Origin of the sequence: Streptomyces sp. NPDC005866 (assembly GCF_040629895.1) — a bacterium.
Lineage (GTDB): Bacteria > Actinomycetota > Actinomycetes > Streptomycetales > Streptomycetaceae > Streptomyces.
Genome location: NZ_JBEXWP010000004.1, coordinates 52,133 through 76,117, shown reverse-complemented (window position 1 = coordinate 76,117; position 23,985 = coordinate 52,133). Strand labels below are relative to the sequence as shown.

General features: G+C 71.8%; 23 protein-coding genes and 2 pseudogenes. 14 read left to right on the top strand and 11 right to left on the bottom strand.

Annotation, left to right across the window (positions count from 1 at the left end):
* Window positions 1–64 precede the first annotated feature (64 nt).
* Complete coding sequence (locus tag ABZ396_RS07260) at window positions 65–2,590, top strand: helicase-associated domain-containing protein (RefSeq protein WP_358916560.1); 2,526 nt, start codon at window positions 65–67, stop codon at window positions 2,588–2,590.
* 39 nt (window positions 2,591–2,629) lie between these two features.
* On the opposite strand, the gene ABZ396_RS07255 is transcribed toward ABZ396_RS07260, so the two are convergent.
* On the bottom strand, window positions 2,630–3,175 hold the full coding sequence (locus ABZ396_RS07255; RefSeq protein WP_358916559.1) for a hypothetical protein: 546 nt from the start codon (window positions 3,173–3,175) through the stop codon (window positions 2,630–2,632).
* Window positions 3,176–3,410: 235 nt separating this feature from the next.
* Here ABZ396_RS07255 and ABZ396_RS07250 point away from each other — a divergent pair, with 235 nt between their 5' ends.
* Window positions 3,411–5,072: a DNA repair helicase XPB gene (locus tag ABZ396_RS07250; RefSeq protein ID WP_358916557.1), complete on the top strand. Its 1,662-nt coding sequence runs from the start codon at window positions 3,411–3,413 to the stop codon at window positions 5,070–5,072.
* On the opposite strand, the gene ABZ396_RS07245 is transcribed toward ABZ396_RS07250, so the two are convergent.
* Window positions 5,012–6,139, bottom strand: coding sequence for a glycosyltransferase 87 family protein (locus ABZ396_RS07245; RefSeq protein WP_358916730.1), 1,128 nt, complete (start codon window positions 6,137–6,139; stop codon window positions 5,012–5,014). The two genes, ABZ396_RS07250 and ABZ396_RS07245, sit on opposite strands and share 61 nt — an antisense overlap.
* A 135-nt stretch (window positions 6,140–6,274) precedes the next feature.
* The gene (locus ABZ396_RS07240) at window positions 6,275–6,454 is read right to left on the bottom strand and encodes a hypothetical protein (RefSeq protein WP_358916555.1); all 180 of its coding nucleotides are present in this window, start codon (window positions 6,452–6,454) and stop codon (window positions 6,275–6,277) included.
* A 334-nt stretch (window positions 6,455–6,788) separates the two neighbouring features.
* On the opposite strand from ABZ396_RS07240, the gene ABZ396_RS07235 reads away from it, so the two are divergent.
* Window positions 6,789–8,858 (top strand): ATP-binding domain-containing protein, encoded by a 2,070-nt coding sequence (locus ABZ396_RS07235; protein ID WP_358916553.1) that lies wholly within the window; start codon window positions 6,789–6,791, stop codon window positions 8,856–8,858.
* On the opposite strand, the gene ABZ396_RS07230 is transcribed toward ABZ396_RS07235, so the two are convergent.
* From ABZ396_RS07230 to ABZ396_RS07220, 3 genes are all read right to left on the bottom strand, one after another.
* Complete coding sequence (locus ABZ396_RS07230; RefSeq protein ID WP_358916551.1) at window positions 8,843–9,193, bottom strand: hypothetical protein; 351 nt, start codon at window positions 9,191–9,193, stop codon at window positions 8,843–8,845. The two genes, ABZ396_RS07235 and ABZ396_RS07230, sit on opposite strands and share 16 nt — an antisense overlap.
* A gap of 24 nt (window positions 9,194–9,217) precedes the next feature.
* Entirely contained in the window at window positions 9,218–9,925 is a 708-nt protein-coding gene (locus tag ABZ396_RS07225; protein WP_358916549.1) for a copper homeostasis protein CutC, read from the bottom strand.
* A 136-nt stretch (window positions 9,926–10,061) separates the two neighbouring features.
* A complete protein-coding gene (locus ABZ396_RS07220) occupies window positions 10,062–10,736 on the bottom strand; it encodes a maleylpyruvate isomerase family mycothiol-dependent enzyme (protein WP_358916547.1) in 675 nt (224 codons plus the stop codon).
* A 46-nt stretch (window positions 10,737–10,782) separates the two neighbouring features.
* Between ABZ396_RS07220 and ABZ396_RS07215 the strand changes: the two genes are divergently transcribed.
* Together ABZ396_RS07215 and ABZ396_RS07210 are read left to right on the top strand one after the other, a co-directional pair.
* A complete protein-coding gene (locus ABZ396_RS07215; RefSeq protein WP_358916545.1) occupies window positions 10,783–11,448 on the top strand; it encodes a hypothetical protein in 666 nt (221 codons plus the stop codon).
* A gap of 10 nt (window positions 11,449–11,458) precedes the next feature.
* The gene (locus tag ABZ396_RS07210; RefSeq protein WP_358916543.1) at window positions 11,459–12,529 is read left to right on the top strand and encodes a GNAT family N-acetyltransferase; all 1,071 of its coding nucleotides are present in this window, start codon (window positions 11,459–11,461) and stop codon (window positions 12,527–12,529) included.
* 6 nt (window positions 12,530–12,535) lie between these two features.
* Here ABZ396_RS07210 and ABZ396_RS07205 read toward each other — a convergent pair whose 3' ends face one another.
* A complete protein-coding gene (locus ABZ396_RS07205; protein WP_358916541.1) occupies window positions 12,536–12,805 on the bottom strand; it encodes a DUF4031 domain-containing protein in 270 nt (89 codons plus the stop codon).
* Window positions 12,806–12,815: 10 nt separating this feature from the next.
* The gene (locus ABZ396_RS07200) at window positions 12,816–13,199 is read right to left on the bottom strand and encodes a hypothetical protein (protein WP_358916539.1); all 384 of its coding nucleotides are present in this window, start codon (window positions 13,197–13,199) and stop codon (window positions 12,816–12,818) included.
* A 55-nt stretch (window positions 13,200–13,254) separates the two neighbouring features.
* On the opposite strand from ABZ396_RS07200, the gene ABZ396_RS07195 reads away from it, so the two are divergent.
* The 5 genes from ABZ396_RS07195 to ABZ396_RS07175 all read left to right on the top strand — a co-directional run bounded on the left by ABZ396_RS07195 (window position 13,255) and on the right by ABZ396_RS07175 (window position 20,019).
* A complete protein-coding gene (locus tag ABZ396_RS07195) occupies window positions 13,255–14,199 on the top strand; it encodes a MurR/RpiR family transcriptional regulator (protein ID WP_358916537.1) in 945 nt (314 codons plus the stop codon).
* A gap of 135 nt (window positions 14,200–14,334) precedes the next feature.
* Window positions 14,335–15,264, top strand: a complete 930-nt coding sequence (gene murQ / locus ABZ396_RS07190; protein WP_358916536.1) for an N-acetylmuramic acid 6-phosphate etherase — start codon at window positions 14,335–14,337, stop codon at window positions 15,262–15,264.
* 16 nt (window positions 15,265–15,280) lie between these two features.
* On the top strand, window positions 15,281–16,681 hold the full coding sequence (locus tag ABZ396_RS07185; RefSeq protein ID WP_358916534.1) for a PTS transporter subunit EIIC: 1,401 nt from the start codon (window positions 15,281–15,283) through the stop codon (window positions 16,679–16,681).
* A gap of 82 nt (window positions 16,682–16,763) precedes the next feature.
* Window positions 16,764–17,081 (top strand): trypco2 family protein, encoded by a 318-nt coding sequence (locus ABZ396_RS07180; RefSeq protein WP_358916533.1) that lies wholly within the window; start codon window positions 16,764–16,766, stop codon window positions 17,079–17,081.
* A 1-nt stretch (window position 17,082) separates the two neighbouring features.
* Complete coding sequence (locus ABZ396_RS07175; protein WP_358916531.1) at window positions 17,083–20,019, top strand: trypsin-like peptidase domain-containing protein; 2,937 nt, start codon at window positions 17,083–17,085, stop codon at window positions 20,017–20,019.
* Window positions 20,020–20,033: 14 nt separating this feature from the next.
* Here the strand turns inward: ABZ396_RS07175 and ABZ396_RS07170 are convergent.
* A pseudogene (locus ABZ396_RS07170) lies at window positions 20,034–20,427 on the bottom strand (hypothetical protein).
* Between the two features lie 114 nt (window positions 20,428–20,541).
* Here ABZ396_RS07170 and ABZ396_RS07165 point away from each other — a divergent pair.
* Both ABZ396_RS07165 and ABZ396_RS07160 read left to right on the top strand, forming a co-directional pair.
* Window positions 20,542–21,384: a helix-turn-helix transcriptional regulator gene (locus ABZ396_RS07165; protein WP_358916529.1), complete on the top strand. Its 843-nt coding sequence runs from the start codon at window positions 20,542–20,544 to the stop codon at window positions 21,382–21,384.
* Window positions 21,368–21,571, top strand: coding sequence for a DUF397 domain-containing protein (locus ABZ396_RS07160; protein WP_358916527.1), 204 nt, complete (start codon window positions 21,368–21,370; stop codon window positions 21,569–21,571). The genes ABZ396_RS07165 and ABZ396_RS07160 overlap by 17 nt, the downstream gene beginning before the upstream one ends.
* Here the strand turns inward: ABZ396_RS07160 and ABZ396_RS07155 are convergent.
* Window positions 21,561–21,860: a hypothetical protein gene (locus ABZ396_RS07155; RefSeq protein WP_358916525.1), complete on the bottom strand. Its 300-nt coding sequence runs from the start codon at window positions 21,858–21,860 to the stop codon at window positions 21,561–21,563. The two genes, ABZ396_RS07160 and ABZ396_RS07155, sit on opposite strands and share 11 nt — an antisense overlap.
* 118 nt (window positions 21,861–21,978) lie before the next feature.
* On the opposite strand from ABZ396_RS07155, the pseudogene ABZ396_RS07150 reads away from it, so the two are divergent.
* Window positions 21,979–22,176, top strand: a pseudogene (locus ABZ396_RS07150) (hypothetical protein); the annotation flags it as partial.
* A gap of 28 nt (window positions 22,177–22,204) precedes the next feature.
* Window positions 22,205–22,615, top strand: a complete 411-nt coding sequence (locus tag ABZ396_RS07145) for a tyrosine-protein phosphatase (RefSeq protein ID WP_358916729.1) — start codon at window positions 22,205–22,207, stop codon at window positions 22,613–22,615.
* On the opposite strand, the gene ABZ396_RS07140 is transcribed toward ABZ396_RS07145, so the two are convergent.
* The gene (locus tag ABZ396_RS07140; RefSeq protein ID WP_358916523.1) at window positions 22,607–23,797 is read right to left on the bottom strand and encodes a hypothetical protein; all 1,191 of its coding nucleotides are present in this window, start codon (window positions 23,795–23,797) and stop codon (window positions 22,607–22,609) included. The two genes, ABZ396_RS07145 and ABZ396_RS07140, sit on opposite strands and share 9 nt — an antisense overlap.
* Window positions 23,798–23,985: the final 188 nt, after the last annotated feature.

Here is a 23,985-nt window from a genome sequence, read left to right as displayed (position 1 = left end):
TACACAGAAGCGGCCCCGGGACAGTGATCCCGGTCCCCGCCCCGCACCCGCTACCGTGGGTCGGATGAGCAACCCGGCCACCCCGCCGCGTTCCCTCGCGGAGGCGCTTCGCGCCAGGGACGACGCCTCCCTGGCCGTACTGCTGCGCGCCCGCCCCGACCTCATCACCCCCGTTCCCACCGACCTCACCCAGCTGGCCACCCGGGCCGGCACCCGCGCCTCGGTACTGCGCGCCCTGGAGCGCCTGGACCGCTTCGCCCTGCAGACCGCGGAGGCGCTCGCCGTGGCCGGCGACCCGGCGACGTACCCGGAACTGCTGGGCCTGCTGGCCGGGGACGGCGGGGACCCGCTGGTCGCCGCCGCCCTGCCCCGCGCCCTCGGCGTGCTCCGCGACCAGGCGCTGGTGTGGGGCGACGACGACCGGCTGCGGCTGGTGCGGACCGCGCGCGAGGTGCTCGCCCCGTCCCCGCAGTACCCCTCGCCGACCGGGCTGGGCCCGACCGTGCGGGAGGCCACTTCGGGCATGTCGCCGGGCCGGATCCAGGAGATCGTCACCACCGCCGGACTGCCCTCGACGCACGACTCGGTGTCCGCGGTGGACGCGCTCAGCAAGCTGTTCGGCCACCGGAAGAAGATGGCGAAGCTGCTCGCCGCCGCACCCCCCGAGTCCCGCGAGGTCCTCTCCCGGCTCGTCTGGGGGCCGCCGTACGGCCACGTCACCCCCGAACCGGCCGCCCATCTGCGCTGGCTCCTCGACCGCGGCCTGCTGCTGCCGACCGGGCCGGGCACGGTCGTCCTGCCCCGCGAGGTCGCCCTGCATCTGCGCGAGGGCCGGGCGCACCGCGAGCCGGAGCCGGTGCCGCCCGCGGTCGAGCCGGCGGCCACACACCGTCCACAGGTTGTGGACGCGACGGCGGCCGGACAGGCGTACACCGCCCTCGCGACCGTCGAGGAACTGCTGAAGGACTGGGACGAGGGCGGCCCCGCCGTGCTGCGGGCCGGCGGGCTCAGCGTCCGGGATCTGAAGCGGACGGCCGTGGCCCTGGACCTGCCCGAGCCGATCGCCGCCTTCTGGGTGGAGCTGGCGTACGCGGCCGGCCTGCTCGCCACCGACGACGAGGCAGACGAACGCTACGCGGCCACCCCCGCCTACGACGAGTGGCTGGAGCGCCCCCCGGCCGAACGCTGGACCCAGCTCGCACAGGCCTGGCTCACCGCGACCCGCACCGCCGGCCTGGTCGGCGGCCGGGACGCCAAGGACCGCGCCCTGTCGGCGCTCGGCCCCGGCCTCGACCGCTCGGCCGCGCCCGCGGTACGGCACCGGGTGCTGTCCCTGCTGGCCGGGCTCCCGGAGGGCACCGCACCGGCCGCCGGTTCGCTGCTGGCCCGGCTGCGCTGGGAACGCCCGCTGCGCGGCCCGCAGCAACGCGACGACGATCTGCGCGGCCGGCTGGCCCGCTGGACCCTGTCGGAGGCCGAGCTGCTCGGCGTGACGGGACGCGGGGCGCTGTCGGCGCACGGCAGGGCGCTGCTCGGCGCGCCACCGGTGGAGGCGGACAAGGAGCAGGAGTCCTCCGGCCCCGGCGACAAGCTCCCCGTGCACCACCACCGCCCCGCCGAGCTCGAACCCCTCTCCCCGCCCGGACAGGCCGTCGCGGCCGCGGCCGCCGGCCGTCTCCTCGCTCCACTCCTGCCCGAGCCCCTGGACCATGTGCTGCTCCAGGCCGACCTGACGGCGGTCGCCCCCGGCCCGCTGCACCGCCCGCTCGCCGAAGCGCTGGACGTACTCGCCGACGTCGAGTCGAAGGGCGGCGCGACGGTCTACCGCTTCACGCCCGCCTCGGTCCGCCGCGCCCTGGACGCCGGCCGCACCGCCACCGATCTGCACGCCTTTCTCGCCACCCACTCCCGTACGCCGGTCCCGCAGCCGCTCGCGTACCTGATCGACGACGTGGCCCGCAGGCACGGCCATCTGCGGGTGGGGGCTGCCTCGGCGTACGTCCGCTGCGACGACGACACCGTCCTGAACGAGATCATGGCCGACAAGCGGGCCGCCGCCCTGCGCCTGCGCCGGCTGGCCCCGACCGTGCTCGCCACCCAGGCCGACCCGGCCACCCTCCTGGAAGGCCTGCGCGCGATGGGCTACGCGCCCGCCGCCGAGTCCGCCGAGGGCGACGTCCTGATCACCCGCGCGCACGCCCACCGCACGCCGCCGCGCACCGCCCCGGCGCCGGTCCCGGACGGCCCGCCGCCGCCGGACGGCACCCTCCTCTCCGCCGCGATCCGTGCGGTCCGCGCCGGCGACCTGGCCGCCACCACCCCGCGCAAGCCCACCGGCACCGCCGTCAACGGCGGCGAACTCCCGCGCACCGCCCCCGCCGAGACCCTCGCCACCATGCAGGCCGCCGTCCTCACCGGCGGCACCCTCTGGATCGGCTACGTCAACGCCGAGGGCACCGCCAGCCAGCGCGTCATCGCCCCGATCCGCGTCGAGGGCGGCTTCGTCACGGCGTACGACCACACGGCCGACGAGGTACGCACCTACCCCCTGCACCGGGTGACGGGGGTGGCGGAACTCGCGGAGGAGTAACAGGAGTGGGAGGTGTGGGAGGAATAGCGGAGCGGGCGGCTAGCAGTCCCGCACCTGTGCCTCCGCCGGCAAGCCGAAGTGGGCGCGGGCCACGGTCTCCAGCCCGGTGGACTCCATCTCCTGGTCGAGGCGGGACTCGGTGTGGCGGCTGAAGTGGCTTTCCGTCCACTCGCCGTAGCCCGCGCCGTCCGGCGGCTCCTCCTGCGAGACGACGCGGTAGCCGCCGCTCGCCGAGTCCCGCTCCAGCCGCACCACCTGCGGTATCTGCGCGCCGCCGCACTCCACCAGGGTGCCGGCGCGCACGCCGTACTCCAGGCACAGGGTGTTGACACCGGCCCGCACCTGGCCCCCGCTCTCCGCCAGCTCCAGGGCCTCCGCCCGGCAGAACCACCGCGACCTGAGAGCGGGCTCGCTCTCCCCGGGCCCGGTGCCGGAGGTTTGCGCCACGAGCCGGGCCTCTATCGCGGGGCGAACCTTCGCCCACAGACCGCCGTCCACGCTGACCGATCCGCTTGCCCACACCCCGGTCACCACCAGCACCGCCACCGCCCCGGCGCCTGGCCCCCAGATACGTACGGACGTCACCCCACCCCTCCTCACCGAGCCGCGCGCGCTGCGTTGCTCCCCCTGGACATGACACCCGAAACGGACCCAAGGTTGTACGGGACGGTCATGTACGCCCCGAAAGCCGGGCGCGGGCGGTGCGCGTTCCGTGGAGCGGCGCATGTGATCGCCCGCGCATGAGGCAGACTGGAACTTTGGCCCATGACGATGGCCGCCATGGCGATGGCCGCATGGGCCGAAGGGAAAGGGTGCGCGCGTGAATGGTCCGCTGATCGTCCAGTCCGACAAGACGCTGCTCCTGGAAGTCGACCATGAGCGGGCCGACGACTGCCGTCGGGCGATCGCGCCCTTCGCCGAGCTGGAGCGGGCACCCGAGCACATCCACACCTACCGGGTGACCCCGCTGGGGCTGTGGAACGCGCGGGCGGCCGGGCATGACGCCGAGCAGGTCGTGGACGCGCTGGTGGAGTACAGCCGCTACCCGGTACCGCACGCGCTGCTGGTCGACATCGCCGAGACGATGGACCGGTACGGCCGGCTGACGCTCTCCAAGCACCCGGCGCACGGGCTGGTGCTCACCACCACCGACCGGCCGGTCCTTGAGGAGATCCTGCGCTCCAAGCGGATCATCCCGCTGGTCGGCGCCCGGATCGACCCGGACACCGTCGCCGTGCACCCCTCCGAGCGCGGGCAGATCAAGCAGACGCTGCTGAAGCTGGGCTGGCCCGCCGAGGACCTCGCCGGATACGTGGACGGCGAGGCGCACCCGATCGAGCTCGCCGAGGACGGCTGGGCGCTGCGGCCGTACCAGAAGCAGGCCGTGGAGAACTTCTGGCACGGCGGCAGCGGTGTCGTCGTCCTGCCCTGTGGGGCGGGGAAGACGCTGGTCGGTGCCGGGTCCATGGCACAGGCCAAGTCGACGACCCTGATCCTCGTCACCAACACCGTCTCCGCGCGACAGTGGAAGCACGAACTGGTGAAGCGGACGAGTCTCACCGAGGACGAGATCGGGGAGTACAGCGGGACGCGGAAGGAGATCCGGCCCGTCACGATCGCCACGTACCAGGTACTCACGACCAAGCGGAAGGGCGTCTACCCGCACCTGGAACTCTTCGACTCCCGCGACTGGGGTCTGATCGTCTACGACGAGGTCCATCTGCTGCCGGCTCCTGTCTTCAAGTTCACCGCCGATCTGCAGGCGCGCCGGCGGCTGGGGCTGACGGCCACCCTCGTGCGCGAGGACGGCCGGGAATCGGACGTGTTCTCTCTCATCGGGCCCAAGCGCTTCGACGCCCCGTGGAAGGAGATCGAGGCGCAGGGCTATATCGCGCCCGCCGACTGTGTCGAGGTGCGGGTGAACCTCACGGACTCGGAGCGGCTGGCGTACGCCACCGCCGAGACCGAGGAGAAGTACCGCTTCTGTGCGACCACCGCGACCAAACGGAAGGTCACGGAGGCGCTGGTCCGCCGCTTCGCGGGGCAGCAGATCCTTGTCATCGGCCAGTACATCGACCAACTCGACGAGCTCGGCGAGCACTTGAACGCCCCCGTCATCAAGGGCGAGACCTCCAACGCCCAGCGCGAGAGGCTCTTCGACGCCTTCCGTGAGGGCGAGATCAGCGTGCTGGTCGTGTCGAAGGTCGCCAACTTCTCCATCGACCTGCCGGAGGCGACGGTCGCCATCCAGGTGTCGGGCACCTTCGGCTCCCGCCAGGAGGAGGCCCAGCGCCTCGGCCGGGTGCTCCGCCCCAAGGCCGACGGACACCAGGCCCATTTCTACTCCGTCGTCGCCCGCGACACCCTCGACCAGGACTTCGCCGCCCACCGGCAGCGCTTCCTGGCCGAGCAGGGCTACGCCTACCGCATCATGGACGCGGACGAGATCCTCGCGGAAGGCGCGGCGGACGCGGAGGGCTGAGGATCCGGCAGGGCGCGGCTGTGCCGTCGTAGGGCGACGGCCGCGCCCGCCAGCAGCGCCAGCCCCAGGAGGGCGTACGGCGACGCGAACGGCTGTTGCCACCACGGCAGGTGCAGATCGAGGTCGCCCTGGTGGGGCAGCAGCCACATCGTGCGGGCCGTGAAGAGAGCGGCCGCGGTGAGCGCGAGGGCCGTTCGGGCCTCTGCCAGGAGCACCGCCAGCAGCGGGACGCACCACACCCAGTGATGGGACCAGCTGATCGGGCTGATCAGCAGCGCCGTGAACGCGGTGATCAGGATGCCCCAGCGGTCCCCGAGGTTTCCATGATCTCCATGGCCGCGGCGGGTGCGGGTCGCGAGCCACAGGCCCGTCGCCGCGAGCGCGGTCGCCGGGAGCGCCCAGGCCAGGCCCGGTGCCTCGGTGGCCGACACCCTTGCGATCAGGCCCTGGAGAGACTGGTTGTCGACGATCCAGGCCTTGCCGACCCGGCCCGGCTCGAACAGGCGCCGCGTCCAGAAGTCCACGGTGGCCGAGGGGAGGAGAAGGGCGCCCAGCAGTGCGGTAGCGGCGAAGGACGCCGTCGCGGTGGCCGCCTCCTTTCTGCGTGCGGTGAGGAACAGGTAGGCGATGAAGATCGCCGGGGTGAGTTTGATGCCCGTCGCGATGCCCAGGGCCAGGCCCTTGGCGCGGGCGCCGGGCGGGCGGGTGAGGTCCCAGAGGACCAGGCAGGCGATCGCCAGGTTGATCTGGCCGAAGAGGAGTGTCTGGAAGACCGGCTCCAGCCAGAGGGCGAGTGCGGTGGCCGTGCAGAGCACGGGGAGGGGTGGTGCCGTGCGGCCGGCCAGCCGGGCGGAGAGGGCGACGAGCCAGGCGAGGAGGAGCGCGTTGCCCGCGAGGAACGCCACCTTCAGGGCCGGGACGGGGATCCAGGTCGTCGGGACGAACAGGACCGCCGCGAAGGGCGGATACGTCGCCGGCAGCCGCCACTCGGTGACCGTGAAGCCGTACAGATCGGCGCCGTGGACCACGGCCTCGCCCTCGGCCCGGTAGACCACCAGATCGGCCATCGGGGCGCGGAGCAAGACGCAGAGGGCGGTGAACGAGGAAAGGGAGACTGCCAGGAGGGAGATGGACAGGAGAGGGATTGGTAGGAGGGAGGATGATGTCACCGTCCGGTTCGGCACGGAGGTGACCTTATGTCGTTACCTGCGGCGTATGCCCGCTTCCTCGCCGTACTCGCCGAGTATGACGACGCTGAACGCCGCGCTGACGAAGACCTTGATCGCGCGGAGGGCGTCGCCCAGGCGGTGATGGGGGGCTCCGTCCACGGCCGTCGCGCCCGGTGGACGGCTGGGGGTTGGTGTGATGGTTGCTGCGCTCATGCCTCAATAGTGGAACTTCGGGCATAAGGACGGCATCGGTCCACGGGTCCAATTTCCGGCATCCGCCGGTCCACCCGCGGATGGACCCGCCCCCCTACCTCCGCCCGACCCTCTCGGTGACGCTCCCCCTAGGGGATGTGGCACAGCCGGCGCCGCTCGGCGCGCCGCGGGAAATCCATTGGCCTTCCCCGCCCCCGCCTCACTAGACTCTCCGCTCTTGCCCGCCTCCTTTCCCGGAGTGCCGCCGCCCGGACGGAAACCGGTCGGCTGGTCGCCACCCGTGCGCCACCCACACCTGAGCGCCATCCACTCGCAGGCCTTCGGAGGCACCCCCTTGTCCACGCCCGCCCACGACCCGCTCGACACCCCGCTCGCGGACCCCCTCTCCCGCGAGCGCTCCCACCTCGCCGAATCCCGTGCCGCCCTGCGCGCCATGCGCGAGGACGTCGAGTCGCTGGACATCAGCGACGTCACCGCGAACTGGGTCAACGCCGAGGTCCTGGCCCGCCAGATCGACGAGCGCATCAAGGCGCTGGCCGACCTCAGCGACACCCCGCTCTTCTTCGGCCGTCTCGACTACCTGCACGCCCCCGGCGCCGACCAGGCCGAGGGCGCCGACGGGGAGCGTTTCTACATCGGGCGCCGGCACGTCCACGACCACGACGGCGACCCGATGGTCATCGACTGGCGTGCGCCGGTCTCGCAGCCGTTCTACCGGTCGTCCAAGAAGGACCCGATGGACGTCGCGCTGCGCCGCCGCTTCGGATACACCGGCGGCGAGCTCACGGCGTACGAGGACGAGCACCTGTCCGACCCCGCCGAGGCGGCCCGGACCAGCAAGTTGCTGCAGCAGGAGATCGAGCGCCCGCGCGTCGGCCCGATGCGCGACATCGTCGCGACCATCCAGCCCGAGCAGGACGAGATCGTGCGCAGCGGGCTGGGCGGGACGGTGTGCGTGCAGGGCGGCCCGGGGACCGGGAAGACGGCCGTCGGCCTGCACCGGGTCGCCTACCTGCTCTACGCCCACCGGGATCGGCTGGCCCGCACCGGCACCCTGGTCATCGGCCCGAACCGCTCCTTCCTCCACTACATCGAGCAGGTGCTCCCCGCGCTGGGCGAGTTGACGGTCCGGCAGGCGACCGTGGACGACCTGGTGGCGAACGGCGTCGACGTGCGCGGCACCGACACCGCGGCCGCCGCGGTCATCAAGGGCGACGCGCGGATGGCGGAGGTGCTGCGCAGGGCCCTCTACGCGCATGTCACGATGCCCACCGAACCGGTCGTGGTGGTACGCGGCTCCCGGCGCTGGCGCGTCCCGGCGTACGAACTGGAGACCATCGTCCGCGAGTTGCTGGACCGCGACATCCGGTACGGCGCCGCTCGCGAGGCCCTCCCGCAGCGCATCGCACACGCCGTGCTGGTCCAGATGGAGCGCTCGGGCGAGGCGCCGGACGACCGGGTGCAGGATGCGGTGGCCCGCAACGCGGCGGTGAAGGCGGCCGTCAAACGGATGTGGCCGCCGGTCGACCCGGCGAAGCTCGTCCTGCGCCTGCTCACGGACGCGGACTTCCTCGCGGTGCACGCGGACGGGGTCCTCACCGGCGACGAGCAGAAGACGATCGTGTGGGCGAAGCCCGTGCGCAGCGTCAAGTCGGCCAGGTGGTCGCCGGCGGACGCCGTACTGATCGACGAGACGACGGATCTGGTCCAGCGGACGCACTCGCTCGGCCATGTGGTCCTCGACGAGGCGCAGGACCTGTCCCCCATGCAGTACCGCGCGGTCGGCCGCCGCTGCACCACCGGCTCGGCGACCGTCCTCGGCGACCTGGCGCAGGGCACCACGCCCTGGGCGACCAGGAGTTGGGACGAGGCCCTGTCCCACCTCGGCAAGAGGGACGGCCTGATCGAGGAGCTGACGGCGGGTTTCCGCGTCCCGACGGACGTCATCACGTACGCCTCCCGGCTCCTCCCGCACATCGCCCCCGGCCTCACCCCGGTGGCGTCGGTCCGTGAGAATCCGGGCTTCTTCGATCTCCGGGAGATCGCCGGTACGGCCGAAGTCGTCGCGGCCTGTGCGGAGTTGCTGCGCAACGAGGGTTCGACCGGCCTGATCGCGGCGGACGCCCGGATCCCGGCGCTCGCGGAGGCCCTGACGACGGCGGGCATCGGCTATCTGGCGCCCGGCGAGGAGACGACGGCGCAGACCCGTCTCACCCTGGTCCCGGCGTCACTCGCGAAGGGCCTGGAGTACGACTACGTGGTACTGGACGAGCCGCGGGCGGTCGTGGACGGCGAACCCGACGAACGCACGGGCCTGCGCCGCCTCTATGTCGCCCTCACCCGAGCCGTCTCCGGCCTGATCGTGACACACACGGCACCGCTGCCGCCTCAGCTGGCCGACTGAGCCAGCTCGCGGAAGTAGCCGCGCAGGGTGCGCGGTTCGTGCCTGAGGACCGCGCGGAGGACCAGGGAGTTCCCGCCGGGGAAGCCATGGGTGTCGTAATGGCGCATCATCCGTACGAGCCCGTCCCGCTCCGGTCCCTCGGGCATCCGGGCCGCCCACTCCTCCAGCGGGATCACCTCCGCGCGGACGGGCCACCCCAGTTCCTCGCTCGCGATCGCCGCCATCTCGACCCGGTCGACCATGCCGGGGGCGCACAACTCGAAGGTGCCGTAGGAAAGTCGGTCGCCGGCCATGGCGAGGGCGGCGGCCTCGGCGACCCGCGCCGCCTCCACCATGGCGACCCCCGTGTCCTTGGCCGCTTACCCGGGCAGCGCCTGCACGACGTCCAGGGCCCGGCGCCAGTCCCGGACCGCCTCCTCCGACACGGGCCCTTCCCAGCCGGCCGGCCGCGCCGCGCCGCCGATATGGAACGCGTCGAGCCCGGCCGCCCGCAGCTCCGGCAGATGATCGAGCCGCAGCCCTCCCCCCACCAGGATCGTCTGCCCGTACCCCGGCTCGCCGCCCCGCCGGGCCTCCTCCAGCAGAGTGGGCAGGCCCTCGTCCACGCCCGTCGCCGCGCCCGCGGTGAGGTAGGTGTCGAGGCCCGGAAGGTCGGCGAGCTGCTTGCGCAGCGCGTCGCGGTCGGCGGCGCGGTCGATGGCCCGGTGGAAGGTCCAGCGGCAGCCCGTCAGCTCGGCCACCACGCGCTCCACGGCAGCGAGGTCCACATCCCCGTCCGCGCCGAGGAACCCGAGCACGAACTGGTCGGCCCCGGCCGCCCGCAGCTCCCCGGCCACCCCCACCAGGCGGTCGACGTCCCCCGCCGCGAACCCGTCCGCCAGCCGCAGCATCACGCGCAGGTCGATGTCGACGGCGGCCCGGATCTCGGTGAAGGTCCGGGGCGGCGGGGTGAGCCCGTCGGCCGCCATGTCGGTGACCAGTTCGAGGCGGTCCGCGCCTCCGGCCTGGGCGGCGACAGCGTCCTCGGCGTCGAGGGCGATCACCTCCAGGACTGCACGCGTGCTCATAGGGCCCCTTCCGTGGTGTTCCCCGGGTACCCCCGCACGGCCGGCCGACCGGCCCGACCGGCCGACCGCAGGAGGTCTAGTCCAATCCCAAGGGTACGGGGGGACCGTATACGGCCGCGAGACCGCCCCCGGCCGCTCACCCGAACAGATTCAGCTCCTTCGCCTCCGCCCCCGTCAGCTCGTACGACGCCCCGTCGAGCGCCCGCCCGGTGTACAGCCGTACAAGGGTCGCCGCGTCGCCGATGAAACGGGCCGGCGTCCGTGTCCCGCTCATCGCCCCCAGTTGCAGCGGCTCGTCCACGTCGTCCAGGTCGGCATGCACCCGCAGACGCCCCCGGTCCCGGGTGACCCGGCCCAGCAGTGAGAGCGCGTACGGCCGGCCCACGCCGGCGTAGGCCCCGGGCACCCCCAGGGAGTCACGGACGTCACCGGCGTGCACCCACTCGCCGAAGGCGATCCCGTCCATGCGCCCGTCGGCCTGCCCCGCGATCACCTCGCCGGCCTCGGTCATCCCGCGCTCCAGCTCGTCGAGGACCCGCGCGTTGGTCCACTCGGCGCGGTCGGCGATGTCCCGGTCGTTCGACTCGGGCGAGAACGCCCCCTTCTCGAGGCGGCCCTCCACCACCCGGATCAGCGCGGCCGAACAGTGTGCGAGCACATCCCGCACCGTCCAGCCCGGACACGCGGCGGTCGGGAGCGCGAAGTCCGCGTCGGACCTGGAGCGCAGGAGCGGGAGCAGCGCGTCGCGCTCGGCGGTGAGCAGACGTCCGGGGAGCAAGGGGTCACGTACGTCGTCAGCAGCAGTTGTCATGCCTTCCACGCTAGGGGCGATGCCGGTGGCGCGGGAGAATGGGGGCATGGCCGATATCCAGGACCTGCGCTCCCGCTGGCGGCGTGCCCTCCTCGTGGCGCGGGACGACGACTCGTCCCTCCCCGACCCCGACCCGTACGCCGACGAGTTGCTGCGCCGCTGGCAGGAGCCCCAGCGCCGGTACCACACCCTGGCCCACCTCACGGCGGTCCTCGACCGCATCGACGTACTGGAGGAGTACGCGGACGACCCGGATCTGGTCCGGCTCGCCGCCTGGTTCCACGACGCGGTGTATCTGCCGGACCGGTCGGAGAACGAGGAGCGCTCGGCCCGCCTGGCCGAACGGGCCCTCCCCGAGGCCGGGCTCTCCGAGGCCGGGACATCCGAGATCGCCCGCCTGGTCCGGCTCACGGTCACCCACGACCCGGCCCCCGGCGACCGCAACGGCGAGGTCCTGTGCGACGCCGACCTCGCGATCCTCGCCGCGCCGCCCTCCGCGTACGCCGCCTACGCGGCCGAAGTACGCGAGGAGTACCACTTCGTCCCCAACGACGCCTTCCGCGACGGCCGTTCCGCGATCCTCCGCCAACTGCTCGGCCTGCCACGGCTCTTCAGAACCCCGCACGGCCGGGCGGAGTGGGAGCCAACCGCCCGCTACAACCTCGCCGCCGAGCTGGAAATGCTGTCGACCGCACAGGATCCGGCGTCCTAGGGTGCAACCCATGCGCGAATTGGGTGGGGATCAGGTGGAAGAGGCCGTCGCGGGCTGTGTCGCGGCGCTGCGGCCGGCGGTGGACCGGGACTGGGCGGAGGTGAAGGCGGGCGGGCTGGACTGGAGCTGCCATGAGACGGCGGTCCATGTCGCCGACGCTCTCGTCGCGTACGCCGCCAATCTGGCCGGGCGCGCCCAGGACGCGTACATGCCCTTCGAGCTCAAGCTCGACGACGGCACCGACGACTCCGGTCTGCTGCACGTGGTCGAGACGACCGGCGCCCTGCTCGCCGCCACCGTCCGAACCACCCCGCGCGAGGTCCGCGCCTTCCACCCGTTCCCCTTCCGCAGCGCGGACCGCGTCGGCTTCGCCGCGATGGGCATCGCCGAAGTGCTGCTCCACACGCACGACATGGCGGAGGGGCTGGGGGTCCCCTACCGGCCGTCCGACGAACTGGCCGAGTCCGTCCTGTCGCTGATCTTCCCGCACGTCCAGCCCGGTCCGACGCCCTGGCAGACCCTGCTGTGGGCCACCGGCCGCGGCGAGCTACCCGGCCGCGCGCCGGTCACCGACTGGCGCTGGCGCAACAACCTCGTCATCCCCGCCGACCGCCTCGACCTGGTCGGCATCCGCCCCGCCGAGGCCCGTGATCTGGGCCTCGGCGGCGACGGCGGCTTCGGGTGGGTCGAGGGCGGCCCGTACGAGGGCACCCGGGAGGCCTCCGGCTTCCTGGTGAAGGCGTACGAAGGGGGCGTGCACCGGCCGGAGTTCGGGGTGTTCGCCCTGGTCCGCCGGGAGGACGGCCGCGCGGTCGGCGGTATCGGCTTCCACTCCGCGCCGGACGAGGAGGGCCGGGTGGAGATCGGCTACGACCTGAGCGCGTCCGCCCGCGGCAACGGCTACGCGACGGAGGCGCTGCGCGCACTGGCCGGCTGGGCCCTGGCCCGCGACGACGTACGCTCCCTGTTCGCCACCGTCGAGCCCGCCAACCTCCCCTCCCAGGCGGTCGTCTCCCGCGCCGGCTTCACCAAGGTGAGCGAGGACGGCGAGGGGCTGGCCTTCGAACTGCGGGCCCTGTAGAGGCGGTTATGGGGTCACGTCGCTCTTGCGTCTGCGCAGCCCCGCCCCGTGCAGCAGCCGTACCACCTCGCGGCTGCTGACCTCCACGGCGCCGGCCCGTACCGCGTCCGCGTAGCGGTGCGACGGGATGTCGTAGTGGTCGCGTTCGAAGCCGCGGCGGGGTACGCCCATGTCCTCGGCGAAGACGTGCAGTTCGGCGTACGAGACGTCGCTGACCAGGTGGGACCACATGCGGCCGTGGCCAGGCCAGTTCGGTGGGTCGATGTACACCGTCATGAGAGCACCGTCATGAGGACGCCATCCCGCCCGTCGCCCGGCCCAGGGAGCCGACGGAGGCGACCTTCACGCCCGCCTTGTGGCACACCCAGTGCGGGTCCGGGCCGAGCTCCGGTTCGACGTCCAGGGCGTGCGGGTCGCCGGTGCCGCACACCGGGCACAGCGGCCAGCGCCCGTACCGCTCAAGGAGCGCGTCCTGTACGTCCTGGGCGACCAGCCCCGCCACGTACCCGGCCCCCTCCGGCCACTGCTCGACCCACCAGCGCCGCTGTACGACGGAGTCCTCGACCAGCGAGACGACGTCCGCCTCGGCGACCTCACCCGCGACCAGGTCGGCGAGCACGAGGGCGCGGGCTGCGTGCAGCGCCTGTTCCAGGGGGCTTACGGGGTCCATGGTCCCATTGTGCGCGGTCTTGACCGGGCGCCCGAAACGAAAATATCTTTCAGGGGTGACCGAGAACGTGAAGGAAATTTTCGGCAACAGTCCGGGCGGGACCCCGCCCTCGGGAAGCGCGCCGCCGGCTCCGGCCGCCCTCGCGGCCAAGGTGCGCACCCTCGCCCCCTCCATGACCCGCTCCATGCAGCGCGTCGCCGAGGCCGTCGCGGGCGACCCGGCCGGCTGCGCGGCCCTCACGGTCACCGGACTCGCGGAGCGCACCGGCACGAGCGAGGCGACCGTCGTACGCACCGCCCGGCTGCTCGGTTACCCCGGCTACCGCGACCTGCGGCTCGCCCTCGCCGGGCTCGCCGCCCACCAGCAGTCGGGGCGGGCGCCCTCCATCACCACCGACATAGCCGTCGACGACCCGATCGCCGACGTCGTCGCGAAACTCGCCTACGACGAGCAGCAGACCCTCGCGGACACGGCCGCCGGCCTCGACACCGTGCAGTTGGGGGCCGCGGTGAGCGCGCTCGCCGGGGCCCGGCGGACCGACGTCTACGGCATCGGGGCGTCCGGGCTGGTCGCCCAGGACCTCACGCAGAAGCTGCTGCGAATAGGGCTGATAGCGCATGCGCACAGTGATCCGCATCTGGCGGTCACCAATGCGGTGCAGTTGCGGGCGGGTGACGTGGCCATCGCCATCACGCACTCCGGGTCGACCGGAGATGTCATAGAGCCGTTGCGGGTCGCGTTCGAGCGGGGGGCGACGACCGTTGCCATCACCGGGCGGCCGGACTCCTCGGTGACCCAGTACGCCGACCATGTGCTAACCACGTCCACGGCTCGGGAGAGCGAGCTGCGGCCCGCTGCGATGTCCTCGCGGACCAGTCAGTTGCTGGTCGTGGACTGTCTGTTCGTGGGGGTGGCGCAGCGGACGTATGAAGCGGCGGCTCCCGCGTTGGCGGCGTCCTACGAGGCGTTGGCTCATCGGCATCGGAATGTGCCTCGATAGACCGTAGTACTTGATCGTCGTGGGCGTGTGCGGGCCGGATGTGGCTGGTCGCGCACACGCGGCGGAGCCGCATATTCGGTTCAGCCCCGCGCCCCTGGTGGGCGCACTCGACCGAGTCAGAAAGAACCGTTCTCCATGACCACCGAACACCGCGCCCTCCGCTCCGAGTTGGAGGCGCTCACCACCGAGGCCTTCCGGCCCGAGCTCGCCGAGATCGACATGCTCCCCACCCTCGACATCGCCCGTCTCATGAACGGCGAGGACGCCGGGGTCGCCGCCGCCGTCGCCCTGCGCCTGCCCCGGATCGCCGCCGCCATCGACGCGATCGCCGCCCGTATGGCCCAAGGCGGCCGGCTCATCTACGCCGGTGCCGGTACCGCCGGGCGGCTGGGCGTCCTTGACGCCTCCGAGTGTCCGCCCACCTTCAACACCGCCCCCGGTCAGGTCGTCGGCGTCATCGCCGGCGGCCCCGAGGCCCTGGTCACGTCCGTGGAAGGGGCCGAGGACTCGGCGGAGCTTGCCCGGAAGGATCTCGACGCCCTCGGGGTGCACGCCGCCGACTCCGTCGTCGGCATCTCGGCCTCCGGCCGCACCCCCTACGCCGTCGGCGCCGTCGGGCACGCCCGCGCCCTCGGCGCCCTGACCGTCGGTCTCTCCTGCAACGAGGGCAGCGCGCTCGCGGCCGCCGCCGAGCACGGCATCGAGGTGGTCGTCGGCCCCGAGCTGCTCACCGGCTCCACCCGCCTCAAGGCCGGCACCGCCCAGAAGCTCGTCCTCAACATGCTGTCGACGATCACGATGATCCGGCTCGGCAAGACCTACGGGAACCTGATGGTCGACGTCCGTGCCTCGAACGAGAAGCTGCGCGCCCGTTCCCGACGGATCGTGGCCCTCGCCACCGGCGCCGGGGACGCGGAGATCGAGGCGGCCCTCACCGCCACCGGCGGCGAGGTGAAGAACGCCATCCTGGTGATCCTGGCCGACGTCGACGGGCCCACCGCCGCCCGCCTTCTGGAGGAGTCCGGGGGCCATCTGCGCGCCGCGCTCGCCACGGCGGCCGGCTGACCCGCACGCTCGGGGTGTGCAGAGATCGTCGTACGACACCGCCACCGCGCTGCTGCCCCTCGTCGGCGGCCCCGCGAACGTCACCTCCGTCGCCCACTGCATGACCCGGCTGCGGCTGCGGCTGAGCGATCCCTCGCTCGCCGACGGGGAGGCGGTGCGGGCGGTCCCCGGCGTGCTGGGGGTGGTGGCCGACGGGGACAGCTTCCACATCGTCATCGGGCCGGGGGCCGTGGTCGCCGTGGCCAGCGAGTTCGAACGGCTGCTGGCCGCCGAGCGGCTAGCGACACGCGGGGCCGAACTGCGGACGGCCCGCGCCCGGCGCAACGCCACCCCCGTCAAGACCGCCCTGCGCCGGATCGCCGACGTCTTCGTCCCGCTCATCCCCGCCCTGATCGGCTGCGGAGTGCTCGCCGGCCTCAACGGGCTGCTGGTGAACGCCGGCTGGCTGCCCTGGCTCACCCCGGCCCTCGCCGCCATCGCCTCCGGCTTCATGGCCCTGATCAGCGTCTTCGTCGGGTACAACACGGCGAAGGTGTTCGGCGGGACGCCCGTGCTGGGCGGTGCGGTGGCGGCGATCGTCGTCTATCCGGGCGTCGCGAAGGTGACCGCCTTCGGGGTGGCGCTCGCACCGGGCCAGGGCGGGGTGCTGGGCGCGCTGGCCGCCGCCCTGCTCGCCGTCTACGTCGAACGGTGGTGCCGAGGCCGGGTCCCCGACGCCCTCGACGTCCTCCTCACCCCCACCGTCACCGTCCTGATCGCCGGACTGGCCACCCTGTACGGCCTGATGTACGCCGCCGGTCTCGTGTCCTCCGCCATCGGCACCGCCGCCAACTGGCTCCTCGCCACCACCGGCCCCCTCGCCGGACTGCTCCTCGGCGGCCTCTTCCTCCCTCTCGTGATGCTGGGCCTCCACCAGGCCCTGATCCCCATCCACACCACCCTCATCCAGCAGCAGGGCTACACCGTCCTGCTCCCCCTCCTGGCCATGGCAGGCGCGGGCCAGGTCGGAGCCGCCCTCGCCGTCTACGCCCGCCTCCGCCACGACACATCACTGCGTACGACCATCAAGTCCGCCCTCCCGGCAGGGCTGCTGGGTGTCGGCGAACCCCTGATCTACGGCGTGTCCCTGCCGTTGGGCCGCCCCTTCCTCACCGCCTGTGCGGGCGGCGCGGCGGGCGGGGCCTTCGTCGGTTTCTTCGCGGTGCTCGGCGACCGCGTCGGCGCCACCGCCATCGGCCCCTCGGGCTGGGCCCTCTTCCCCCTGCTGACGGGAAACAGCGGCCCGGCCCTGGCGGCGGCGATCTACGCGGGCGGCCTGCTCACCGGCTACGCCGTGGGCTTCCTGGCCACGTACGTCACCTTCACCGGCGGTGACCCGAAGGCCCTCTCGAAGCAGGCACTCGAACCCTCCTCGTGACCGAGGGGACTCGGACTGTTCTCAGCGATGGTCGCGGGTTGGCACACTGCTCTCTACAAGCCTGCGATCACGGGGAGTTGCCATGGCGACCATCGGCTTGGCCGCGGCCATCGAGGAACTGCGACAGGAGCTGTACGAGGCCCAGGACCGGGGCGCCCGGGAGCAGTTCGCCTTCGAGATCCAGGAGGCCCAGCTGGAGTTGCTGCTGGAACTGCGCGACGACGTCAAGGGCGGCGGGAAGCTGCAGTTCGGGGTGGCGACGGCGAGCGGAGGCGCCGAGCGCTCGTCGGCCCGGTCGCACAAGCTGACGCTGAAGCTCCAGATCAAGGACCGGGCCACCGGCGGCGGCAGCCCCGAGATCGGCGGACAGCGGTCCGGTTCCTGGAACGAGGAAGGCTGAGGTGGACCGGCGACGGCTCGCCCTGGTCCGGGCCGGCGAAGACACGGGGTTCCGCCGGATCGGCAGCGGATACCTGGTGGCACCGCGTCTGGTGCTCACCGCCCGGCACGTGGTGGAGACGGCGGGATCGTCCTGGCCCCGCCTCGACGTGCGCGTGGGACACCCTCAGGACGACACGCACCGCTGTGGCGCACAGGTCTGCTGGACCCACCCGGACGGCCGGGACGTGGCGCTGCTCCTGCTCGACGACCCCATTGAGGTGCCCGGCGCGGTCCGCTGGGGCGACCCAGCCGGCACCGACCCGCTCCCCTACGACGCCCTCGGCTTCCCGTCGGCGACGACACGGGACGGTCAGCACAGCGTCGAGCACCTGCGGGGCGAACTGCCTCCGCTGGGCGGGGGCAGGGGCGACCAGGACCGGTACGTCCTCGATCAGGGGCACGCGCCGGACGGTGCGAAGGCGTGGGCCGGTGCCTCCGGCAGCGCGGTCTTCTGCCGGGACCGTCTCGTCGGGGTCGTCATCCACGACGACGAGGCGTTCGCGAACCGCCGGCTGCACGCGTGTCCATCCCGGTCGTTCGCCGGGGATCCCGGCTTCGCCGACCTGCTGGAGCGGCACGGGGGCGGGCGTCCCCGGCTGAGCCAGGTGGGCACGGACCTGGGACGGTATCTGCGCGCGGCCCGGCTCGCCGCCGCCGAGCACCCGTACCCCGGGGCCGTCCCGGGCACCAGGCCGCCACTGTCCCATATTTACGTACGCCAGCAGGTGGTACCCCAGAAGCTGCCGCACGCCCCGTCCCCGCCGCGGCCGGTCGACGAGGTCCTGACCGGTGACGGGATCTGCCTGGTGGTCGCGGGACCGGGCGGCGGCAAGTCGAGCCTGCTGCGCACCCGCCTCGCCCACGGCGTCACCCAGTGGCTCGACGGCACCGACGACCCGGGCCCCGCACCGGTCCTGGTGCCAGCGGCCGCCCTGCTGGGCGCTCCCCTCAGCAGAGCCCTCGCCGACACCGTCAACGCCCAGTTGCGCCCGTACGGCCTCACGACCCCCCTGCCCGCCACCTTCTTCCAAGACCGCCCGGGCCCCGGACACAGCTGGCTGGTGCTGGTCGACGGCCTCGACGAGATCACGAGCGCCGAGGGCCGGGAGGACGTCCTCAGGACGGTGGCACACGCCGGTGCCGACTACGCGTTCGTCGTGGCCACCCGCCCCGTGCGCGAGGTCGAACCCGGCATCCCCGGAATCCTCGGCCCGGACGTCCCGCGCCACGAACTGGAACCGTTCGGTACGGACGAGAGGGAGCGCGTAGCGACCGGCTGGCTCCGGGTCCTCGGCGCCGCCGAACCCGAGGAGAGCGCACGGCGGTTCCTTCGCGGGCTCGACAGGGTCGGCCTGACCGGCCTCGCCCGTGTCCCCCTGACGCTGTCCATGCTCTGCCAGCTCCGGGCCAGCCCCGGAGAATCGCTCCCCGAGGGGCGCCGCGACGTCTACCACAGCTTCGTGAACCTGCTGCACGAACGCCAGTACGCCGCAGGCGCCGTGGAACAGGCCCGCACCGCCATGCGGCAGTACGGCTCCGAGGCGGAGGTCCGCGCCGAGCGGACCGTCCAGAACCTCCGGCCCATACTCGCCGACCTGGCCCACCGGCTCCTCCTCACGCAACACGAGAAGCGGCCCGTCCTCGACATCGCGCGAGACCACGAGTGCGCCGAACGGCCGGAGGCGGTGCCGGAGAGGCGCTGGCGGGACTTCCTGGAGTCGGTCCTGTGCGGCACCGGACTGCTGATCCGGCGCGCGGACGACCTCGTCTTCATCCACCAGACGTTCCTGGAGTACTTCGCCGCCCGCCATGTCGTCGACGACGAGGAGAGACTCCGTACCGTCTTCCGGGAGACCTTCTTCCGCCCCGCCCGGCACACTCCGGGCAGGTCGCTTTCTGCGGGGGTCAGCCCACGCCTGTGGTTCGCCAGATACTGGATGCCACCCGAGTACGACCCGTTCAACGGTTTCCTCCTCGACCTCACGCCCGACGACCACCCCCTCAAGACCGAGTTCCTGACCCGTATGGCCTCGCGCCGTGCGGGCCTTGAGGGCTACAAGTTCCTGATCAACCAGATGACATCGGGAACCTCTCTTCCCAACGAAGTCATCAAGAACTGCGTAGACCCACTCAGCCGGCTCGCCCGGGACCGGTCATTGAACCCATTCGGCCGCCTGCAGGCAGCCACGCTGGTGATCTTCGTCGACGTCGCGAGCGGCGTCGAACTCCTCCGCGAACTCGCCGCGGATCCCAGCATGGCCGGATTCGGCCGGGTGGCCGCGGCAAGAATGTTCGCCGGATTCGCCCCGGACGAACCCGCCCGATTCCTCGGGGATCTCGTCCAGGAAACGGGCCTGGAAGGCTACGACCGCACAAAGGCCACGGAGACGGCGACCGAGATCGATCCGGCACATCCCCGCCGCACGATTGCGGACAGCAGGTACCAGCTGAAAGCAGCGCTAGCGTTGACCGACATCGATCGGGTGGCCGGCGTCCGGCGACTGCACGCTCTTGCCCGCGACGGCAGTCTGCTCCCCGGGGCCCGATTCCAGGCGGTGACCGCCCTGAAGTGGCTCGACGGGGGGCCGGGGCAGGCGGAACTACTCCACTTCCTGGCCGATGACGCCACCCTGGGTGTCGGCCAGCGCATCGGGTCGGCTTGGATGCTGGCCAATGCCGACCCCGACGGCGCCGCACGACTGCACGAAAGGTTCGCCCGGGACCCCGAGGTGAAGGCCTCCGACCGCCTGCAGGCCGCACAGTGCCTCTCATGGACCGACCCGCAGCGAGCGTGGACCGTACTTCGCGAGCTCCGCGACGACACGACCCTCGGCCGCAGGCATCGTCGGCAGGCCGCCAAGCTGCTCTCCAAGTCACGCGGCCCGGACCAGCGCTGAGGAGAGGGCTGCCCTCAACAGGGCAGCCGTCCAGCCCTGTTCGCCCGCTTGACCTGCGCCCGCAGCACTTCCTCCGACGGCGCCCGGCTCCAGCGACTCCGCCGGACAGTCCCACTCCCGCCCACCGGCGACTGGCCGCAGCTGCACCCTGCCGCCGACGTGCCCCATCCCCTCGCCGATCCGTCCGTCGCGCTTGTCCGTCACATACGCCCCGACGGGTGGCCGTTCGCCGCGCACCACCGAGGCCAGCCGCTCCGCCACCCGGACGTTGCAACGCCCCAGGTCGACCAGAGCGAAGGGTTCATCACTCGCACCGGTCACCGGATCGACGCACAGCGACGGCAGCACAACCCCGGCCCCCTTCAAGGCCATCCGCAACGACTCCACGACTTCTTCGGTCGGCCGCACCTTTCCCCACCTCCACGCTGAGTTCGCCATTCGCAACACAGCGTGTCGGCAGCGGCTCTAACCTGGCCAGACAGGACGTCCCAACAACCTCGTCTGTGGAACTGGGGGTTGCCCATGGCAGGACCGAAGGACCTGGACCCGTCGTCGTCGCCACGAGCGCTGCTGGGTGCGGAGTTACGGCATGCGCGCGAGCGCAAGGGGCTGAGTCAAACGCAGTTGGGCCAGAGGCTGTTCGTGAGCGGATCGTTCATCGGGCAGTTGGAGGCGGGGACGCGGCGGATGCTGCCGGATATCGCGCGGATGCTGGACGAGGTTCTGGAAACGGGGGGCTTCTTCACACGGAACTGCAAGGCGTCTGCCGCCACCTTTAAGTATCACGAGCACTTCGAGGAGGTGGCAGAGGCGGAGGCTCAAGCTACGGCGATCCGGCAGTACGCGCCGCTGCTGATTCCCGGGCTGCTCCAGACACCTGAGTACGCACGGGCCGTGGACCGCGCTTGCGAACCGACAGCGCCGGAGAAGACCATCGAGGAGTGGGTGGACGGCCGCATGGCGCGGGCCCGCCTGCTGGACCATCCAACAAAGCCGTTGTTGTGGGCGGTGCTTGAGGAAGCAGCGTTGCGCCGGGTGTGCGGTGGCCGGGCAATCATGTCAAAGGCCCTGCGGCACCTCGCCGGCCTGATCGGTCGGGGCCGGGTCATCGTGCAGGTACTGCCGTTCAGCGCAGGCGCGCACGCGGCGATGTCGGGTGCGCTCAAACTGATGGAGTTCGCCGACGCACCGGCGCTGGCCTATTCCGAAGGAGTACGCCACGGGCGGCTTGAGGACGACCCAGCCACGGTCGCCCAACTGAGGTTCGTGTTTGATCTCATCGTCGCCTCCGCCCTCTCGCAGGAGAAGTCTCTGGCCCTTATCGAGGCGCTGGCGGAGGATTACGCCTATGAGGAACATCCCTGACGACGGCCTGACCGCGGCCGTATGGCGTAAGTCGACGTACAGCACCGGTGACGACAACTGCCTCGAAGTGGCCTACGGTCACGCCCCCCTCATTCCCGTCCGCGACTCCAAAACCGCCCCCCACGGCCCGAAGCTCGCGTTCCGGCCGGAGGCCTGGTCGGCCTTTGTGGAGGGCGTCAAGGAGTAACCCCCTGGTCGTGGCCCGGAGGGCGCCGCGCCAGGGTCTGGGCGCGTGCGGTGACCTCGTCCGTGGACACGGCGTCCACACCGACCAGTACGTCTTCCAGCGCGCCAGCCACAACTTGGGCGTGCCGGAAGGCGTCCGTGTTGACTCCGCCGGACGCGGCACGGCTGGAGAGAATCGCCAGCGCGAACGCCCGGCGCTGCCAGGGCTCCGCGAAGATCGGTTCGTCACGGGCCGGGGCATGCACGGGACCCCATCCTGGTGTGCCACCCAGGTCGGCAGGACCATCCATGACAGAACTCAACCTGCGGGGGGCTTGACCAAAGAGATCGGACAGAACGATCCCCATGGCTGACAGCCAGCTTAGTGCCGCCCTCCTGCCCGCGCACGCCTCCCCGGCCGCACACCCCATGGCCAACCCGGGGTACGGGAAGCGCACGGCGCCCGACCAACGTCCCCGCACCACCCACGACTTCGCCCATCTCGCGCCCCGCGAAGCAGCCATCGCCGCGTACGTCGACCGCCTCCCCGGCGGCGCCGACACCTCGGTGAAAACCCTGGCCAACCAGCTGCCCTACGGCCAGTGCGCCCTCCGCACGGCCCTCAACACCAGCGCCGGCTCCCCGACTCGGCGAGATGGCTCCCGGCCGCGCCTCAAATGGCCCGCGCGCTGGAGGCTGTGCCTCCGGCAAGGACCGCATGAGCCTGCTGGCGGCTCTGGTCCTCTCGCTCCTCGACGTGCCGGAGCAGGCGATCGTCGAAGAGTTCCCCTCACGCAACGGGCCACCCCGCGCCTACTCGCCGACCCACGGAAACGCAATCCGGGCCGTACCGCTGCCTGGCCGGCCCGGGGCCAGACCTCGCCGAAGGAGACCCGGGGACCGGCGTGAGCAAGGCCCCCGGCGTACAGCCGGGGGCCCGGTGCCTCAGAACTTCTCCGCGTCAGCCCTTCACACAGACGACCTGAGTGAGCTTGGCCATGGCGGCCGCGTCCGGCTGATGATCGGCTCTACCTGCAAGACTTCGGCTTGGCGGCCTTCAGGATGAGCAACCGGGGACGTCGCCAGCACAGTTGTTCGGGAGGTTGTTGGAGATTTTGCTGTCCTTGCGAATGACCTCGGCACCCGTCCAGTTGTTGATGCCGCCGCCGTCGTGGGCGGCGCGGTTCCCGGTGACCGTCGTGTGGTCGAGGGTGAGCACCGTGGGGTCGTCGCCGTCCTCCTCGTTGTTGATGCCGCCGCCGTCCCTGCCGGCCTGGTTCTCCTCGATCTTCGTCTTCCTCAGGGTCGCCGTGCCCTCGTTGTTGAGCGCGCCACCGTCACGGCCCGCGACGTTGCGGGAGAACGAGGAGCCGATGACCTGCAGCGTGTTGGTCGCCGCCGGGTCGTTGTTGATGGCGCCGCCCTCGAGGCCGGCGTGGTTCTCGACGAACTTGCTGTCCTCGATCCTGGCGTTGCCCAGGTTGTTGATGGCGGCGCCGTCGTCGTCACGAGCCTCGTTCTTGGAGAACAGCGTGCCCTCGACGGTCAGATTGCCCTGGTTCTGGATGCCGCCGCCGTCCTCCTCGGAGGTGTTGCCGGCGATGGTGGACTTCTTGATCGCGAGGGTACCGGCCGCGTTATTGCTGAGGCCGCCACCGTCGCCGGCGCCGCCGCCCTGGTCGAAGGCGATGTTCGCAAGGACGCGGCTGTCCACCAGCGTCACGTTCCCGCCCTCGTTGGAGATGCCGCCGCCGTCACCGGTGACCTGGTTGCCGATGACCGTGCTCTTCTCCAGTCGAAGCGTGCCTTCGTTGGCGATCCCACCACCGTCCGCGGCGCCCTCGTCATCGTTGGGGTCCGCGGTGAGGAAGCCGCCGGTCACCGTGACGCCCTTGAGGGTGAGGCTGCCGCCCTCCTCGACGCGGAGGATCCGGAATTCTGTGCCGTTCATGGAGCGGATCAGCGTCGACTCGTAGCCGATGATCTTGACGTCGCTGGTGATTGGGGGCAGGGCGGTCAGGGTGCCGTTGAACGCCTCCTCAAAGCGGTAGGCGCAGCGCTTGGCCAGCTTGATCGTGCCGCCGTTGTTGCTGTTCGCTTCGTTGATGGCGTCGATGAGGTGCTGGGATCCGTTGTCGTCGCAGGCGATGGTCACGTCGATCTGGGCAGCCACGGCCGGTACCGCCGACACACCCAGGCCGAGGCTTGCCACCAGGGTCGATCCGGCGAGCACCAAACGGTTCTTCATGAATGTCCTTCCTCACGGATAAGCGGCCCGCCAACCATCCCCACCATTCATCTGTCCCGAATGAATGAAAATGAGTAATTGGGTCGCTTGTTGGGCGCGATACAGGTACCACTCGGCTCCACTGGCTTCGCACAGCACGGCCTGGCGGACGCGGAAATGCATACGGATGGCCGCGAGGATTGCCCCGC

Excerpts from the sequence above, each read along its gene's own strand:
- ABZ396_RS07155 (WP_358916525.1), bottom strand. The coding sequence starts at position 21,860 with ATGGATGGTCCTGCCGACCTGGGTGGCACACCAGGATGGGGTCCCGTG.
- ABZ396_RS07200 (WP_358916539.1), bottom strand. The coding sequence starts at position 13,199 with ATGGACCCCGTAAGCCCCCTGGAACAGGCGCTGCACGCAGCCCGCGCC.
- murQ (WP_358916536.1), top strand. The coding sequence starts at position 14,335 with ATGACCACCGAACACCGCGCCCTCCGCTCCGAGTTGGAGGCGCTCACC.
- ABZ396_RS07140 (WP_358916523.1), bottom strand. The coding sequence starts at position 23,797 with ATGAAGAACCGTTTGGTGCTCGCCGGATCGACCCTGGTGGCAAGCCTC.
- ABZ396_RS07210 (WP_358916543.1), top strand. The coding sequence starts at position 11,459 with ATGCGCGAATTGGGTGGGGATCAGGTGGAAGAGGCCGTCGCGGGCTGT.
- ABZ396_RS07225 (WP_358916549.1), bottom strand. The coding sequence starts at position 9,925 with ATGAGCACGCGTGCAGTCCTGGAGGTGATCGCCCTCGACGCCGAGGAC.
- ABZ396_RS07230 (WP_358916551.1), bottom strand. The coding sequence starts at position 9,193 with ATGGTGGAGGCGGCGCGGGTCGCCGAGGCCGCCGCCCTCGCCATGGCC.
- ABZ396_RS07165 (WP_358916529.1), top strand. The coding sequence starts at position 20,542 with ATGGCAGGACCGAAGGACCTGGACCCGTCGTCGTCGCCACGAGCGCTG.
- ABZ396_RS07205 (WP_358916541.1), bottom strand. The coding sequence starts at position 12,805 with ATGACGGTGTACATCGACCCACCGAACTGGCCTGGCCACGGCCGCATG.
- ABZ396_RS07260 (WP_358916560.1), top strand. The coding sequence starts at position 65 with ATGAGCAACCCGGCCACCCCGCCGCGTTCCCTCGCGGAGGCGCTTCGC.
- ABZ396_RS07215 (WP_358916545.1), top strand. The coding sequence starts at position 10,783 with ATGGCCGATATCCAGGACCTGCGCTCCCGCTGGCGGCGTGCCCTCCTC.
- ABZ396_RS07160 (WP_358916527.1), top strand. The coding sequence starts at position 21,368 with ATGAGGAACATCCCTGACGACGGCCTGACCGCGGCCGTATGGCGTAAG.
- ABZ396_RS07180 (WP_358916533.1), top strand. The coding sequence starts at position 16,764 with ATGGCGACCATCGGCTTGGCCGCGGCCATCGAGGAACTGCGACAGGAG.
- ABZ396_RS07245 (WP_358916730.1), bottom strand. The coding sequence starts at position 6,139 with ATGGCCGATCTGGTGGTCTACCGGGCCGAGGGCGAGGCCGTGGTCCAC.
- ABZ396_RS07240 (WP_358916555.1), bottom strand. The coding sequence starts at position 6,454 with ATGAGCGCAGCAACCATCACACCAACCCCCAGCCGTCCACCGGGCGCG.
- ABZ396_RS07220 (WP_358916547.1), bottom strand. The coding sequence starts at position 10,736 with ATGACAACTGCTGCTGACGACGTACGTGACCCCTTGCTCCCCGGACGT.
- ABZ396_RS07145 (WP_358916729.1), top strand. The coding sequence starts at position 22,205 with ATGGCTCCCGGCCGCGCCTCAAATGGCCCGCGCGCTGGAGGCTGTGCC.